Source organism: Microcystis wesenbergii NRERC-220 (genome assembly GCF_032027425.1).
Taxonomy (GTDB): domain Bacteria; phylum Cyanobacteriota; class Cyanobacteriia; order Cyanobacteriales; family Microcystaceae; genus Microcystis; species Microcystis wesenbergii_A.
In genome coordinates this window covers 3,391,617-3,406,787 of record NZ_JAVSJA010000001.1, presented here as the reverse complement: position 1 = coordinate 3,406,787, position 15,171 = coordinate 3,391,617, and the positions used below count along the sequence as shown (strand labels likewise).

The window sequence follows — 15,171 nt, the reverse complement described above, 5'->3', positions numbered from 1 at the left end:
ATCCCGCCAATTTATGTTACCAGCGATCGGTCAAAATCATCCCCAATCTGGTAATTATGCGCCCTTAGATAGCCATCTCTGGGCCGATGCCACCTATCCCCTCGGGGCGCATTATCGGGGCGATAGTGTCACCTTTGCCGTCTATTCTAAAAATGCCAGTCAGATTCTTCTGGAAATCTACGATCGCCCGACGGGAGAAAACGCTAAGTATGATTACTGGTTGACAAAAAACCGAAATGATGATATATGGCGGGCAAAAATCGCCGGTATTGCCCAGGGCAGTTACTACGCTTTTCGCTGTTGGGGTTCCAATTGGCAATTTGATCAAAAATGGCAAAGAGGCCACAGTAACGCTGGTTTTCGGGCAGATGTGGACAATTTCGGCCATCGTTTTAACCCCAATAAAGTCCTCTTCGATCCCTACGCGCGAGAACTTTCCCACGACCTTGAAACCCCGGCCATGATCGCGGCCGGAGAAAATGCGGGAATGTATGCCACGGGAGAAGGGGACTACAAAGGAGTGATCCAGCGGCAATACGATACGGGTAAATGGTCGCCCAAAGGCATTGTGATCGCGCCGGATGGGACTTCTACCGGGATTCGTCCCCGTCTGGGGTCCGAAAAAGCGATCATTTATGAGGCCCATGTGCGCGGTTTAAGCAATCACCCCTCTGCTAGTCGTTTAGAAGATATTCTCAAGGGAATTAGGGGTTTTGAGGAAGTGGCCAACGTTCCCGACCAGTACAGAGGAACTTATGCAGGGGCCGGCTATATGGCCAAATACCTGAAAGCGCTAGGATTTACCACGATCGAACTCTTACCGGTCCAAGAAACCGCTAACGATAATAACCCCGACGATCGCCCCAGCGGTAACTATTGGGGTTACATGACCTTTGGTTATTTCGCCCCCGATCGCCGTTATGCTTATGATCGCTCCCCCGGGGGACCGACCAGAGAATTTAAGGCCATGGTCAAAGCTTTCCACGACCAAGGTATGGAAGTTTATCTCGATGTGGTCTATAATCACACCGGAGAAGGGGGCAATTGGGGCAGCAACGATGTCACCGGATTTGTTAGTTTTGGTGGTTTTGATGTGGTGGAATACTATCAACTCACCGATGAACATTATCTAGTCGATGGGGCGACAGGCTGCGGAAATCAATTAAACTTTTCCCATATTGTCACCTGTAATCTGGTTCTTGATTCCCTCACCTATTGGTTAGAAACCATGGGAGTTGATGGTTTTCGTTTTGATCTGGCCCCCGTCCTCGGCCGAACTCCTTCTAGTCATCAACGAGAAGATCGGGGCAAACAAAAACAATTCTTCCCTAAACATACTTTGTTAGAAAAGATCGAGAAATTAGGCAAGAAATACGATGCGGAAATGATCGCCGAAGCTTGGGATAGCTGGGGTTACGAAGTGGGGAATTTCCCGACGGGTTGGGGCGAGTGGAATGGCCGTTATCGCGATGCAATTCGGCGTTTTTTAAAGGGAGATGGTAATACTTTTAAATTCATCGAACAGGTGAACGGAGATTATTGCAATTTTAACGACCAAGGCGGACCACAAAAATCGATCGATTTTATTGTTGCCCACGATGGTTTTACCCTGATGGATTTGGTCAGTTATAACCACAAAAATAACCTCACTCCCTGGCCCTTTGGTCCTTCCGATGGCGGCAATAATAATAACGATTCTTGGGATTCTGGGGGCGATCAGGCCTTACGTCGCCAAAGATTACGCAACTTTTGGACGATTCAATTTTTGTCTCGCGGTGTGCCGATGACTGTCTGGGGCGATGAATTTGGCCGCAGCCAAAATGGTAATAATAATCCCTACAATATTGATAGTGTGGCCACTTGGAATAATTATGATATGATTGCCACCCGTTCACCCCATCTACTGCCCACGGGTTATCGGGAAGCTTATCACAATAATTTTGGCACGGGAACTAATCAAGAAGAACGCAATCCTTTATTTATTTTTGCCGCTTATATTGCTCACTTAAGAAACAATCATATAGCACTAAAACAGCGCCGCTACGGTGATATGGTTCTCGATGCGGGCAATAATGTCACCTATTTATTTAAGAAACCCAATGGTATTAGCGATTTAACTGCCGATGATCGCTGTATTTGGTTTTTAATTGATGGTAGTGCCGTCGGCGATCACGATTTTTTGGTGTTAATTAATATGTATCATCTGCCGGTCGATTTTCGTCTTCCCTCATCATCCAATAATTATCGTTGGCTAAGAATTATTGACACGGCCGCTTGGGCAGAAACCAATTATAATTGTTGGTCTGTGGATCAAGGGACAGTAATTGCCGATAACTATAAAGTCAATGGTTTTTCGATCGTGGTTTGCGAGGAGATTAACTGATACTAAATCCGTTGAGTATAGGCTACATATCAGGAGAGGCAATAGGCAATAGGCAAAAGGCAAAACGGAGAATAAATAATCAATTTTTAATAACCGGATTTAGTATGAACTACCCACACCGATATCGGGGGTAATTTGGGGACCGATCGGGCAGCTGGCTAATATTGAGATCGAGAGCGATTCTTAGCCGATTTCTGCTATATTTTTGGCAATAGGGAAATATTGACCCCGGCTGCATCTTATGTTTTGCAACCCGAACTTAGCCCAAAATTGCCGTTAAATGTCTAAAACTAAAAGTAGTGTCATTATCCTAACCGTAATTTGTATTATCGCCACGGCGATCGGAATTTATCTGATCGGTGGTATCGACTCCCAACAATTACAGATCTGGTTAAAACAAATGGGAATTATGGCCCCCATTTTGTATATTATTCTCTATACGATCGGAACAATTTTAATCCTGCCTTCTACCCCCTTAAACCTCAGTGGTGGGGCTATCTTTGGGGTAGTTATGGGAACAGTTTGGACAACGATCGCCGCTTTGGTGGCCGCTATAGTTGCCTTTGCTTTTACTCGTACTATTGGCCGGGAATATACCGCCAAAAAATTTCAGGGAAAATGGCAAGCGATCGATGCAGAAATGCAGCAAGGCGGCCTATTTTATATGTTTGCTATCCGTCTATTACCGATTATTCCCTACGGTATCGTTAACTTTGTTGCGGGATTAACTTCTATCCGTTTTCGCGATTATTTGATCGGTACTTTATTAGGCACTGTCCCCGGAATTTTACCCTTTGTCATGATGGGTGCGGGTTTAAAATCTTTAGGAAAAGGCGATATATTGCCCCTAATGGTGGCTTTTACCCTCATTGCTCTGTTAGTAGGTGTGGGAACTTGGTATCGTCGTCGTCGGCAATTTCCCTTTCAGTGATCAGTTATCAGTTATCAGTTATCAGATTGGAGTTTTAAGTAGATAGTGTTAAGTGAAAACTTTGGCACTTTATTTTCACTGATCACCGGTTACTGGTTACTGTTCACCGATCACTGATCACTGATTCAAGCCTGACAGCGATAAAATTAAGTTAGATTAGGAATATCCCGACTGAATCCTCATTGCTAAGGAGATAGCGTATCGATGCCTGCCGCAGATTATAAAGATTATTATGCCGTTCTGGGAGTAGGTAAAACTGCCAGCGCTGAAGAAATTAAAAAAGCTTTTCGTAAATTAGCCGTCAAATATCACCCCGATCGCAATCCTAACGATAAAAGCGCCGAAGAACGTTTTAAAGAAATTAGTGAAGCTTACGAAGTCCTCTCCGATAGCGAAAAACGCCAAAAATACGATCAATTTGGACAATATTGGCAACAGGCTGGGCGATCAAATTGGCCGGGTGGTAATCCGGGGGTTGACTTCGGTTCGGACGGTTTTGACTTTAGCCAGTACAGCACCTTTGATGATTTTATCAATGAACTGCTCGGTCGCATGGGTCGCCCCGGCGGTACTCGCACCCGTTCCTATTCCTACGGTACTCCGGGGGGAGGATTTGGCGATTTTAGCAATTTTAACGACTTTGCCGGCGCTCGTACTCCACCGCAATCCGTCACTTCTGGTATCTCCACCACTAAACTGCGTCTGAGTTTTGCGGAAGCTTTACGAGGAGTACAAAAACGGGTTAATTTAGCCGGAGAAATGATCGATATCAAAATCCCCCCAGGAACCAAAACCGGTAATCGTCTCCGGGTACGGGGTAAAGGACTAATCGATCCCTTGAGTAAACAACGGGGAGATCTATTTCTCGATGTGGAATTAGAACCCCATCCTTTCTTTGCTTTTGAAGGCGATAATTTAACCTGTGAAGTGCCGATTACTCCCGATGAGGCGGTTTTAGGCACAGCGATCGAAGTTCCTACCCCCGATGGCCTGGTGACGGTAAAAGTTCCTGCCGGTATTCGTTCCGGTCAATCCCTGCGCTTACGGGGCAAAGGTTGGATCGACAATAAAGGACAACGCGGCGATCAATTAGTCAAAATTGTCATCGATACTCCCAAAGAATTAACGGCGATCGAACGGGAATTATACGAGAAAATTAAATCTCAGCGTAGCACCGATCCCCGTCGTCATCTCAGACAGGTGCAAATTTAGTCCCTATATCTTAATAGTGAGGTACGAAGTCTTCGTTTTGGGGAGTCAGGAGACAGGATCAGATTAGCCTATACTTCATCTTGATGAGAAACGCTATATCAGTTATCAGTGGTTATTGATTGGTCACTGTTTACTGCTTACTGTTTACTGATCACTGTCTCTGGGGTTTATCCTTGGCTAGAATTTAACCTTACTAGCCAACCAATTAGTAATTAATTTGGGGCTATTTTTTTTTACCCAATAGAGAGCATAAATTCTGAATATAGGCTTAGAAAAACGAGCGATCGCCTTCATAATACAATTTAAGTAACGACGATGAAACTTTTTATTAATTAAATTTAACGAACCCACATCGTAAAGACAGTCAATGATAATTCTAAAAGTCGTTTCCTCTCTTTGGAATAAACTATCTATTAACAATAGCACTTCCTGAATCCGTTGCTGTTTAAGCTGTTCTTCTTCGGAAACAGCCGAGAGAATCTGCTGCTGCTTAGATAATTTACTATCCGATGGGGTTAACATGATATGGTCGCCGAAAAACTAATTTGTTTTGATTTTATCCCTATTTGCTGATTTGGCAAGGCAAAACTCCCCATCTATCGCCGTTTTTAGGATAACAGGAGTCATTAACTGATCACTGTTTACTGATCACTGATCACTGATAATAACCCTTGACCGCCAAAACGGACAACATCGGTACAAAATAACCCCGTTTCCTCCTGCACAGTTTTTATAGCTTTAACTGCCGCCTCCGGACTAAGATGAAAAGTATTTAAACTAATCCCCTTTACCTTCACCTCCCCGAAACTTCCCCCAGCGCTGGCAGTCATTTCGTAGAGTTTAATCACTTCTGTTAGGGGAGGGATGAGAATATCGGGTAAATCTTTGATGTGAATTTGTCCGGCGCGATGGACGAGAATTAACCCCGTTGGTTGACTGCCACGCATTAAGGGCAAGGTAGCCGTGGATCCAGGGTGTAAAAGAGAGCCTTGACCCTCAATAAACAAAATATCGTTATTTTCCGCCGATTCTAACACCAAAGCCTCGATCGCACCAGCAGCATAATCGACGCGCACTGCATCCAAGGGTACACCTTTCCCCGCGATCATAATTCCCCCCTGTCCAGTGGCTAAAAATTGCGATTTTAGCCCTTTTTCTGGGGCAACCCGATGTAATTCGATGCTAGTGGACATTTTGCCCACACTCATATCCGTGCCTACGGTTAAAATACGCTGACAGGTTAAATTTTTCGCCCGCGCTTGCCCAATTTTTAAGCCTTGGGGTTCCAGACGGATATCCCAAATCCATTGATCCGGTTTAAGCTGAGGAAAAAGGGGTTTTAGGGGTGTATGGAGACCATTAACGAGGGATAACCCTGCATTTACCCCCTCTTTGATTTCTTCTAGCCAATGGGGGGGTAAAATGCCTCCTGAGGGTGCGATGCCAATTAACAGGGTATCGGGATGATAGGTTAGAGCTTCCCTAACAGTAGCAACAATCGGCAAGGGGCGATCGATTCCAGCCACTTCTTTTAAGGTGCTGCCGGCACTTTCTGCGTCAATAATCGCCACTACCTGCGCTTTCCCGTAACGCAGATAACTTAATCCGGTTTTGCCCCGGGTTCCTTTGATTCCTTCATGGAGAAGAATCGCTACTTTCTTGTCAGGAGTCAAATAATTAGTCATCTTTTAAGCTGTTCGTAATTTAAATTGCTTGTTGAGACGAGGCAAGAGGCAACAGGCAAAAGGCAACAGTAAAGGGATTGGGGGAGATTCGGCTAATCTAAGAATAAGCGGTTTAAATACGTCTTAGCTTATCCGTAAACTAACACCCAAACCGGGTGAATTATTTGGTTGTAAACGTCCCTTTTCTAAGCTTAATCCCGTGAAGGGATCATCGCGTAAATTTAAATGACTATCTAGGTCAAGATAGTTGACAAGCGGGCCAAGATGTGCTAGGGCAGTATTGGCTAAACTGCTGTCAGAGTAACATCCGAACATAATTTGCAGTCGGCAAGCTTGGGCAATATGAATCATTCTTTGCACTTCGGCTAATCCGCCAGCTTTCATTAGTTTAATATTAATGCCGTGGACTCGATCGGCTAGTTTCGGGATATCTTGACTAGAAAAACAGCTTTCATCGACGAAGATGGGTAAGGGCGATTTTTGGTATAAATCAATTAAATCTCGTTCTTGTCCCACGGATAGGGGTTGTTCCACATAAATAACGCCTTTTTCCTCTAACCATTGGCACATTTTCACCGCATCGCTAAATTTCCAACCACCATTAGCATCGACAGTTAGGGGCAAATGGGGGACAATTTCTTTAATGGCCAGAATTATGGCTTGATCGGCTTCTATACCGTCCGGTGAGCCTAATTTGACTTTTAATAAGCTAAAATCGCCGATTTCTAGCCAATCTAACAGCCTTTTCTGCACATTTTCTGGAGAATTTAAACCGATAGTAACAGAAACCGGCGGAATTAAAGAGCGATCGAGTCCAAAAATTTGCCAGAGAGGTAAATTAGCTTTTTTGCCTAACCAGTCGTGCAGTGCCGTATCAATAGCGGCACGAGTAGCCGAAGATATCTGATTTTGCCATAAAATTTTCTCAATTTCTTGGCGTTGACAGGGGTGAAAAGATTGTAAAAGAGGAGCGATCGAGTTTAATTCTTGCAGGATTTTATCGGGTTTTTTCTCCTCGCTGGTAATATCAAAAGGGGATGCCTCTCCCCACCCTTCGATATTTTCCTCGCTAATTTTCAGCCAGATATTAGTATTTTCGCTGGTAGTGCCGCGACTAATCCTTAAAGGTACTCGTTTATGAATAGTAAAAGTTTGCCAGTTTAGCAGCATAATTCACCTCGGGATGATCGGGGAATAGGAACAGAAAAATTATCTACACTTACCCAAATCCTTACTTCTGTCCACTCTCCCCGCAATCATACAACTTCCGGCGGTGTTTTTCGTCAAAGACAAAATATGATAGGCTAACCGAAGGTGTAAGCAAGACGGCCGCGGGTTAGGAAATGGGATGAAATAGGAGTGAGTTAACCAAAATCAATGATTAAGAAAAAGATTTCTTACTGGGTAAATGGAGGTATTGCCCTCATTGATCGCTATCTGATCAGCCAACTACTACCCCCATTTTTATTTAGTGTTGGTTTATTTGCCTCTTTGGGAGTAGCGATCGGCAATCTTTCCGATTTAGCTAATCAGGTAGTTGATGCCAATCTACCCCTTGCCTCGGCCCTAGAAATTCTCCTGTTAAAAGTGCCAGAATTTGTCACCTATTCCCTGCCAGTTTCCCTTTTACTGGCCACTTTAATCACCTACGGACGTTTAAGTAGTGATAGCGAAACCGTTGCCCTGCAAAGCTGTGGAGTCACTCTTTACCGTCTTTTTATACCCACTTTTTGCCTGAGTTTAATAGTTACAGTGGTGACATTTTTATTAAACGAATATGTGGTTCCCAATGCTAATTATCGAGCCACAGAAATTTTAGTGCAGAAAATTAATAAAGAAGCAAGTTTTTGGAAAAATAAAGATTTTTATTATCCCGATTATGAAATAAAAAACTTAGAAAATGGTACGATTAATCGCAATTTAATAAGTTTATTTTATGCGGAACAATTTGACGGGGAAAAGATGAAAGCCGTCACCGTTATCCGTTGGCTAAAACAAGAATTAAATCAAATTATTATCGCCGATTCGGCCCGTTGGAATGCCGTCGATAACGTCTGGGACTTTTTTAACGGCATTATCTATGAATTAACCCCCCCTAACGCCTCCTATAGCCAAGTTATCCCCTTTAAAGCCGAAAAAATCGCTTTATCTCGCTCCGCTTTCGATTTTGCTCGTCAAAGCCGCGATCCCTACGAGATGAACATACCACAGGCGATCGAATATGTGCAACTGCTCAAACTCAGTGGCGATGATAAGAGAGTCAGGTTTTTTCAAGTGCGAATCCAGCAAAAAATCGCCTTTCCCTTTGTCTGTATGGTCTTTGCTACCATAGGTTGTGCCTTGGGTTCTCTACCGCAAAGAATCAGTCGGGGAACCAGTTTCGGTCTCAGTGTCGCCATTGTTTTCCTCTACTATCTTTTAAACTTCTTAGTGGGCAGCTTGGGACTAACCGCCACCCTTTCCCCCTTCCTAGCTGCCTGGCTGCCTAACTTTTTCGGTTTTGGGTTAGGTCTGTGGTTATTATGGCGACTTAACGGTTAGACTTTTTTAAAAATTTTCGTCAAGATAGGAGACGTAGAGTTATAGCAGGCCTCTTAGTCTATGTTTCCCTTCTTCTTCAACACTGGTGGCAGCACTTCCCGCCAAGAATGTCAAGAGCGTAAATTAACATTCCTCAAATGGATGCGCGATGACCTCGAAACCCGTCTAGCGGGATTAAATGCCGCTATCGAAACTATCGAGCGTCAAATCAGTCGGGAAGGTCAATAAACCCTGAAAATAGGCGAGTTTTCCCCTCGCCTTCTCCCCACAATTAGCTAAGAGAGATAACTTGACAGTTGTATTGGCCAAGAGGGATAATAGAAGTTTGTGTGAACTTTAGCTAGACTAAAATACCTTGGCTAACGTTATTGTAATCGGCGCTCAGTGGGGCGACGAAGGAAAAGGAAAAATCACGGATCTGCTGAGTCGATCGGCGGATGTGGTGGTGCGTTCTCAAGGTGGCGTAAATGCGGGTCATACCGTCGTCGTCGAGGGGCAAACGTTCAAACTCCATCTAATTCCCTCTGGGATTCTCTACCCGGATACGGAATGTATAATCGGCTCGGGAACAGTCATAGATCCCTCGGTGTTACTCAAAGAGATGGCGCAATTACACGCCCTCAATGTTACTACCGACAATCTCTATATCTCGCAAACGGCTCATGTCACTATGCCCTATCATCGGCTGCTCGATCAAGCATCCGAGGAAAAACGGGGTAAATATAAAATCGGCACCACGGGACGGGGTATTGGCCCCACCTATGCCGACAAATCCGAGCGCATCGGCATTCGAGTCATCGACTTGATGAATACCGAGAATCTGCGGCAAAAACTAGAATGGACGATCAATTATAAAAACGTCATTTTAGAAAAGTTATATAACTTACCGCCTTTAGATGCGAAGACGGTGATCGAGGAATATCTAGAATATGCCGAGATACTGCGTCCCCATGTGGTCGATAGTTCCCTAAAAATCTACGAAGCAATCCGCAAGCGTAAGAATATTCTTTTTGAAGGGGCCCAAGGCACCTTACTCGACCTCGATCACGGAACCTATCCCTACGTTACCTCCTCCAATCCGATCGCTGGTGGTGCTTGTGTGGGTTCTGGCATCGGTCCGACGGTAATCGATCGAGTGATCGGTGTGGCCAAAGCTTACACCACTAGGGTAGGGGAAGGTCCATTTCCCACGGAATTAGAGGGGGAGATCGAGCAGTTATTGTGCGATCGGGGGGCAGAATTCGGGACCACCACCGGGCGTCGTCGTCGCTGTGGTTGGTTTGATGCGGTTATCGGTCGTTACGCAGTGCGAATCAATGGTTTAGACTGTCTAGCGATCACCAAATTAGATGTTCTCGATACCCTAGAGGAAATCAAAGTCTGTGTCGCCTACCAATTGGACGGCAAAACCTGTCGCCATTTACCCAGCAGTGCGGTGGAATTTGCCCGTTGTCAACCGATTTACCGAACGATGCCGGGGTGGCAACAACCCACCAGCGATTGTCGGAGTCTGGAAGAGCTGCCCAAACAGGCCCTCGATTATCTAAAATTCCTAGGGGCGATCATGGAAGTACCGATCGCGATTATCTCCCTAGGAGCTAGTCGCGACCAAACCATCATCGTTGAAGACCCCATTCATGGGCCAAAACGCGCTCTTTTGGACGAAAATGGCTCGCCTTGGGATAATTACGAATTTTAAATCATTGCCAAAGAGGATTAGTCAACTATGCAAGTTAGCGTTGAATGTCAAAAAAGACCCGAAAATATTAACCCCAGGGCCCTACGTCGTCAGGGTTTGATCCCAGCGGTTCTCTACGGCCACAACGGCACGGAATCGGTTTCCCTCGTGGTTCCTGAAAAAGCGGCCTTAACCCTACTGAAAAAAGCCTCGGTAAATAATACCCTGGTGGATGTGAATGTCCCCGAAATGCCCTGGACGGGAAAAGCTTTGATCCAAGAGGTACAATCTCATGCTTGGAAAAGAAATCTCTATCACCTCAGTTTCTTTTCGGTATCTGCCCACGGTAAGCTCGATATCGTCGTTCCAGTTAAAGCCATAGGAGAAGCGATCGGAACTAAACAGGGCGGTTTAATCGAACAGTTCGTCAACGAAGTTAATGTCTCCTGTACTGCTGATAATATCCCAGAAGTGATCGAATTTGATGTTTCGGGCATCGGTGTGGGGCAATCCCTGCTCGTGGGTGATTTAAAAATGCCGGAAGGGGTGACTTTAAAAGATGATCCCCATACCACCGTTTTTGCCGTTGTTGCCGCTAAACGGTAAATTCAGTGATCGGTGGTCGGGTGATAGGGTTTTGGGGTGATAGGGTGATGAGACAGCTTCCCCCTCCCCAACCCCCACTCTGCCATAACTACTACTGCATACTTTGTGCTTTTTGTCAAAAAAACTTTTTCTTTGCAATAAAACTACACAAAAAAAAGATCATCGTTGTGGGTGAAATTGACCGATTTACCCGTCTTAATTAGGATCACCCTGTAGCTGTAGCAAGGGTTTCAACCATTGCTGTCCAAAAAAGCACAAAATAACCCACTATGAAATTCTATCAAATCGCTGTTACCATTACAACATCGTTGTTAAATAAAAATCTTTCTCAATTAATTCTTAAGAATTTGTAAATATTGCGGAATGTTAATTTAAATATTCTCAAGTTTTTGGAGTCAATAGATAATTTTTGTTTATCTTTGGCGGAAAATAGAACTCCTGCAAAAATCCAACATCTACCATTGGGTTAGGATTCAGGATTGAGGATTCAGGATTGAGGAGACAGACTTCGGCGTGAGCTCAGTCGAACGCTTTTTTCTCCCTTTTCCCCTCTCCCCTGCTCCCCTCTCCCTGCTTCCATCTACTGGGGAGTTAGATCACAAAAACGCTTAAATAGCTCCTCGCGGGCGGATTCGATTGATAATAGCCGTGCGCTGTAAAGGAGGCAAGAAATAGACCCCTTCGGGCCAATTCGGGTCTAAGGCCACCCCAAAACCGTTTAATATAGTTTCACTAACCAGAGGAGCAAGAATCCATAAACGGGGCAAATTTTCCTCATTGTAGGGGCTATTTTCTCGTTTGGCCTGTCGCTGTAGTTCAGCAAAAACGGCGGTTAATTTCGAGAGACAATTACGCACATCGGCACGAGTGGGAGAATTACGATCGGGTTCTAGGAGAGTGCTATTTAGGGCAATTTGACCTAATAATCCTAGATTATCGACAGTTATTTGCCCCTCTGGATGAGGCGAAAAAAATAGATCAATCTCTCGGGTTTCGTCGGTAATTTCTTTGCTAATTTCTACTTGGCCTAGGGGCGTTAACGAAGGCAGGAGGCGGTCGGCAGAGGGCAGGAGGTTTCATCAATCGAGGCCAAGAAAAAAATGGTAAGATTAGTTAAAGAAAATGATACAAATATACATTGATTAGACAAAAAAAGCTATAAGTAAAAGAAAAGTTTATCTTCCTCAGCCCCATGACCAGAAAAGAACAACCCCACTCGTGGTTTTCAAGAAAACCCTTGACCTGGCAACAATCGCGGGCTATGTGGCGCGATTTATGGTTAGAAGCGTCCCTTGATTTTCCCTATCTAGCTTTGATTGTTAGTTCTTGTGCGATCGCTACTTTTGGCTTAGTTGCCAATAGTGCAGCCGTGATTATTGGGGCGATGATTATTGCCCCTTTAATGTTGCCGATTCGTAGTCTGGCTTTTGGTGGTTTAATTGGCAGTTGGCGATTAATTCGTAAGTCAGCCTTGGCGATTTTAGTCGGTACGATTATCGCTTTAGCGATAGCTTGGTTGCTAGGATTATTGATCGGAATTTCTGAATTTGGTAGTGAAATTCAAGCCCGTTCTCAACCGAATCTTTTAGATTTAGGAGTGGCAATTACCGCGGGGGCAATCAGTGGTTATGCCAAAATAGAACCGAAAATTTCAGGTACTTTAGCAGGAACAGCGATCGCCGTGGCTTTAATGCCACCAGTTTGTACGATTGGTTTAGGATTATCCCAAGGCAATTGGGTCCTAAGTTTGGGAGCAACTCTGTTATATATTACCAATTTATTAGGCATTGCTCTCTCCTGTTTATTGGTCTTTTTGCTGGCTGGTTATTCTAATTTTCATCGGGCGCGTAACGCTCTAATTTTGACTTCTATCCTGACAGCAGTTTTGCTAATTCCGTTAGGAATAAGTTTTGCAACTCTGGCTAATCAAGCTCGCTTAGAAAGGTTGATCAAAAAAGCTTTATTACAACGAACGATTACTTTTCAACGGGCAGAATTATTGGAATCTTCGATTAATTGGCTCAAGCAGCCTCCCCGGGTGAGATTAGTAGTGAGAACCGCCGAAAGCATTACTCCCAGACAGGTGGAATTGTTGGAAGAATTCATTACTAAGGAAATGGGGCGACCTTTTCAATTAAACGTCTTGGTTTCTAAGGTTAATGAAGTCACTTCCCCAGAATAGAGTCGAGAAAATTGGCTCAAGTAATGACAAACAAGGATTAATTCGCTATCTTAATGTTTGATATTTAATCTATAGGTAGGGTTCAGGTGAGTGGCGGCAATCGACCAGAAAGCACGGCTTATGTGCGGATAATTAAGCAATCTTGGCAAACGGGTAAATTAGAGGGGGAAGTGCGGACGGAAGAATATCAATGGCGTTTTCAATGGCATTTTCTTCAAGGCAAGTTATTAGTACAACCTTCCCTAGGTAGGGCTTTGATTTTTGAACCCTTGAATCGGTTTTTAGAACGCTACGATTATCAGTTAGAACCGGGGGGAGATTATGAATTTACAGTGCGATCAAAATTTTAAATATGGGGGATTGAATTACAGCTTTTCTCCTGAGGATGAATTTTAACCTAAGTAGTCGTGCAAAATTAATTTCCTAGTCAAGATAGGCAAGAGGCAAGAGGCAAGAGGCAAGAGGTGGTTAGATATGTGTAATTAATTTTGCTTAGGTACTTAATTTGGCATCATAAAAGGAAAACTTTGTACCTCATCATTAAGATAACAGCCTATTGATCAAGAGAAATTAAACCTCTTGCATAATTAATTTTTCAGAGTTCAAAAACGGCAAAAATAAGCATTAAATAGCATAAAGTCTATAAATAGACCATTTAACTGATTATTATTCATTCTTAATTCTCCTGACTACTGGCTACTGGCTACTGACTCCTAACCCTAACAACAATTTTTGATTTTTACAAGAGGTCTATTGACGGTTTATGGACAACCCGGCCGAGATACTAGATTTTTACAGGAAGTTTTTTGATTTAAATCCTGCCGGTTAGGCTAAAATTCGGCCATAGCAAAGCGTTATATTAACGATAAGAATTTTTAGGAACAAGGGAAATGACGCAAGGACAGAAGGTTTCAGTGGGTATTGTCGGTGCTTCGGGATATGGTGGCGTACAGTTGGTACGTTTGCTCAAAGAACATCCCCTTGTCGAATTAGTCTATCTGGGGGGCGATAGTAGTGCGGGGAAACCCTACAGTGATTTATATCCCCATCTCGGTCATAGTATTAATCTTAATGTGGAGGCGATCGATTTGGAGATAATTGCCTCCCGTTGTCAAGTGGTTTTCTTGGGTTTACCCAATGGTTTAGCCTGTGATTTAGCCCCTCCTTTGCTCGCTAAAGGCTGTAAAGTGTTGGATCTGTCGGCAGATTATCGTTTTACTAGCCTAGAAACCTATAGTAAATGGTATGGCAAGGAACGTCAGGATCAAGCGATCGCATCTACGGCTGTGTACGGTTTACCGGAACTTTATCGGGAAGATATTAAAAATGCCTCTTTGATCGGTTGCCCCGGATGTTATCCTACTGCTAGTTTAATGGCGATTTCTCCCCTGTTAAAACAGGGTTTAATTATCCCGGAAACCACGATTATTGATGCCAAATCAGGAACTTCGGGAGGGGGAAGACAAGCTAAGATTAATATGTTATTGGCAGAAGCAGATAGTTCGATCGGGGCCTATAATGTAGCGGGAAAACACCGTCATACTCCCGAAATTGAGCAGATTTGCAGTGATTTAGCCGGTCATGAGGTGCGCGTCCAGTTTACTCCCCATTTAATGCCCATGGTTCGGGGTATCCTGTCCACAGTTTACGCAACTTTGCGAGATCCCAATCTGGTGCGGGATGATTTAATCACTATTTACAATGCTTTTTATCGCGCTTCTCCCTTTGTCAAAATCCTACCCGGGGGAGTCTATCCACAAACTAAGTGGGCCTGTGGTACTAATTTATGTTATCTCGGTATTGAAGTGGATCCGAGAACCGATCGAGTGATAGTGATGTCAGCGATCGATAATTTAGTAAAGGGACAATCGGGACAAGCGGTACAATGTCTCAATCTCATGATGGGTTGGGAAGAATCCCTTGCTTTGCCGCAAATGTGTTTTTATCCTTGAA

13 protein-coding genes and 1 pseudogene are annotated in these 15,171 nt (G+C 44.1%); 10 read left to right on the top strand and 4 right to left on the bottom strand.

Annotation, left to right across the window (positions count from 1 at the left end; genetic code table 11):
• Window positions 1-13: 13 nt before the first annotated feature.
• The 3 genes from RAM70_RS16595 to RAM70_RS16585 all read left to right on the top strand — a co-directional run bounded on the left by RAM70_RS16595 (window position 14) and on the right by RAM70_RS16585 (window position 4,526).
• Window positions 14-2,383 (top strand): glycogen debranching protein, encoded by a 2,370-nt coding sequence (locus RAM70_RS16595; RefSeq protein WP_312674686.1) that lies wholly within the window; start codon window positions 14-16, stop codon window positions 2,381-2,383.
• Window positions 2,384-2,663: 280 nt separating this feature from the next.
• Complete coding sequence (locus RAM70_RS16590) at window positions 2,664-3,314, top strand: TVP38/TMEM64 family protein (RefSeq protein ID WP_288000332.1); 651 nt, start codon at window positions 2,664-2,666, stop codon at window positions 3,312-3,314.
• Window positions 3,315-3,518: 204 nt separating this feature from the next.
• Window positions 3,519-4,526 (top strand): DnaJ C-terminal domain-containing protein, encoded by a 1,008-nt coding sequence (locus RAM70_RS16585; RefSeq protein ID WP_190380635.1) that lies wholly within the window; start codon window positions 3,519-3,521, stop codon window positions 4,524-4,526.
• Between the two features lie 177 nt (window positions 4,527-4,703).
• On the opposite strand, the gene RAM70_RS16580 is transcribed toward RAM70_RS16585, so the two are convergent.
• The 3 genes from RAM70_RS16580 to RAM70_RS16570 all read right to left on the bottom strand — a co-directional run bounded on the left by RAM70_RS16580 (window position 4,704) and on the right by RAM70_RS16570 (window position 7,381).
• On the bottom strand, window positions 4,704-5,048 hold the full coding sequence (locus RAM70_RS16580) for a hypothetical protein (RefSeq protein ID WP_312674682.1): 345 nt from the start codon (window positions 5,046-5,048) through the stop codon (window positions 4,704-4,706).
• 119 nt (window positions 5,049-5,167) lie between these two features.
• Window positions 5,168-6,211 carry an N-acetyltransferase DgcN family protein gene (locus RAM70_RS16575; RefSeq protein WP_045357735.1) on the bottom strand — a complete coding sequence of 348 codons (1,044 nt, stop codon included), beginning with the start codon at window positions 6,209-6,211 and terminating at the stop codon, window positions 5,168-5,170.
• Between the two features lie 123 nt (window positions 6,212-6,334).
• Window positions 6,335-7,381 (bottom strand): dipeptide epimerase, encoded by a 1,047-nt coding sequence (locus RAM70_RS16570; RefSeq protein ID WP_312674680.1) that lies wholly within the window; start codon window positions 7,379-7,381, stop codon window positions 6,335-6,337.
• Window positions 7,382-7,588: 207 nt separating this feature from the next.
• Here RAM70_RS16570 and RAM70_RS16565 point away from each other — a divergent pair, with 207 nt between their 5' ends.
• From RAM70_RS16565 to RAM70_RS16550, 4 genes are all read left to right on the top strand, one after another.
• Complete coding sequence (locus RAM70_RS16565; protein WP_190380637.1) at window positions 7,589-8,752, top strand: LptF/LptG family permease; 1,164 nt, start codon at window positions 7,589-7,591, stop codon at window positions 8,750-8,752.
• Window positions 8,753-8,812: 60 nt separating this feature from the next.
• Window positions 8,813-8,980: a hypothetical protein gene (locus RAM70_RS16560; RefSeq protein WP_190380638.1), complete on the top strand. Its 168-nt coding sequence runs from the start codon at window positions 8,813-8,815 to the stop codon at window positions 8,978-8,980.
• A gap of 127 nt (window positions 8,981-9,107) precedes the next feature.
• Window positions 9,108-10,451 carry an adenylosuccinate synthase gene (locus RAM70_RS16555; RefSeq protein WP_045357727.1) on the top strand — a complete coding sequence of 448 codons (1,344 nt, stop codon included), beginning with the start codon at window positions 9,108-9,110 and terminating at the stop codon, window positions 10,449-10,451.
• 27 nt (window positions 10,452-10,478) lie between these two features.
• Complete coding sequence (locus tag RAM70_RS16550) at window positions 10,479-11,036, top strand: 50S ribosomal protein L25/general stress protein Ctc (RefSeq protein ID WP_045357724.1); 558 nt, start codon at window positions 10,479-10,481, stop codon at window positions 11,034-11,036.
• A gap of 638 nt (window positions 11,037-11,674) precedes the next feature.
• On the opposite strand, the pseudogene RAM70_RS16545 reads toward RAM70_RS16550, so the two are convergent.
• A pseudogene (locus tag RAM70_RS16545) lies at window positions 11,675-12,106 on the bottom strand (hypothetical protein); the annotation flags it as partial.
• A 122-nt stretch (window positions 12,107-12,228) separates the two neighbouring features.
• Here RAM70_RS16545 and RAM70_RS16540 point away from each other — a divergent pair.
• From RAM70_RS16540 to argC, 3 genes are all read left to right on the top strand, one after another.
• A complete protein-coding gene (locus RAM70_RS16540) occupies window positions 12,229-13,218 on the top strand; it encodes a DUF389 domain-containing protein (RefSeq protein WP_312674677.1) in 990 nt (329 codons plus the stop codon).
• Window positions 13,219-13,304: 86 nt separating this feature from the next.
• Window positions 13,305-13,568, top strand: a complete 264-nt coding sequence (locus tag RAM70_RS16535; protein WP_002787479.1) for a DUF3146 family protein — start codon at window positions 13,305-13,307, stop codon at window positions 13,566-13,568.
• Window positions 13,569-14,108: 540 nt separating this feature from the next.
• The gene (argC, locus tag RAM70_RS16530) at window positions 14,109-15,170 is read left to right on the top strand and encodes an N-acetyl-gamma-glutamyl-phosphate reductase (protein ID WP_045357713.1); all 1,062 of its coding nucleotides are present in this window, start codon (window positions 14,109-14,111) and stop codon (window positions 15,168-15,170) included.
• The last annotated feature ends 1 nt before the right edge of the window (window position 15,171 follow it).

What these genes read in the sequence shown, in the direction of transcription:
- RAM70_RS16595 (WP_312674686.1), top strand. Translation starts at nt 14, where the DNA reads ATGTTACCAGCGATCGGTCAAAATCATCCCCAATCTGGTAATTATGCG.
- RAM70_RS16590 (WP_288000332.1), top strand. Translation starts at nt 2,664, where the DNA reads ATGTCTAAAACTAAAAGTAGTGTCATTATCCTAACCGTAATTTGTATT.
- RAM70_RS16585 (WP_190380635.1), top strand. Translation starts at nt 3,519, where the DNA reads ATGCCTGCCGCAGATTATAAAGATTATTATGCCGTTCTGGGAGTAGGT.
- RAM70_RS16580 (WP_312674682.1), bottom strand. Translation starts at nt 5,048, where the DNA reads ATGTTAACCCCATCGGATAGTAAATTATCTAAGCAGCAGCAGATTCTC.
- RAM70_RS16575 (WP_045357735.1), bottom strand. Translation starts at nt 6,211, where the DNA reads ATGACTAATTATTTGACTCCTGACAAGAAAGTAGCGATTCTTCTCCAT.
- RAM70_RS16570 (WP_312674680.1), bottom strand. Translation starts at nt 7,381, where the DNA reads ATGCTGCTAAACTGGCAAACTTTTACTATTCATAAACGAGTACCTTTA.
- RAM70_RS16565 (WP_190380637.1), top strand. Translation starts at nt 7,589, where the DNA reads ATGATTAAGAAAAAGATTTCTTACTGGGTAAATGGAGGTATTGCCCTC.
- RAM70_RS16560 (WP_190380638.1), top strand. Translation starts at nt 8,813, where the DNA reads ATGTTTCCCTTCTTCTTCAACACTGGTGGCAGCACTTCCCGCCAAGAA.
- RAM70_RS16550 (WP_045357724.1), top strand. Translation starts at nt 10,479, where the DNA reads ATGCAAGTTAGCGTTGAATGTCAAAAAAGACCCGAAAATATTAACCCC.
- RAM70_RS16540 (WP_312674677.1), top strand. Translation starts at nt 12,229, where the DNA reads ATGACCAGAAAAGAACAACCCCACTCGTGGTTTTCAAGAAAACCCTTG.
- argC (WP_045357713.1), top strand. Translation starts at nt 14,109, where the DNA reads ATGACGCAAGGACAGAAGGTTTCAGTGGGTATTGTCGGTGCTTCGGGA.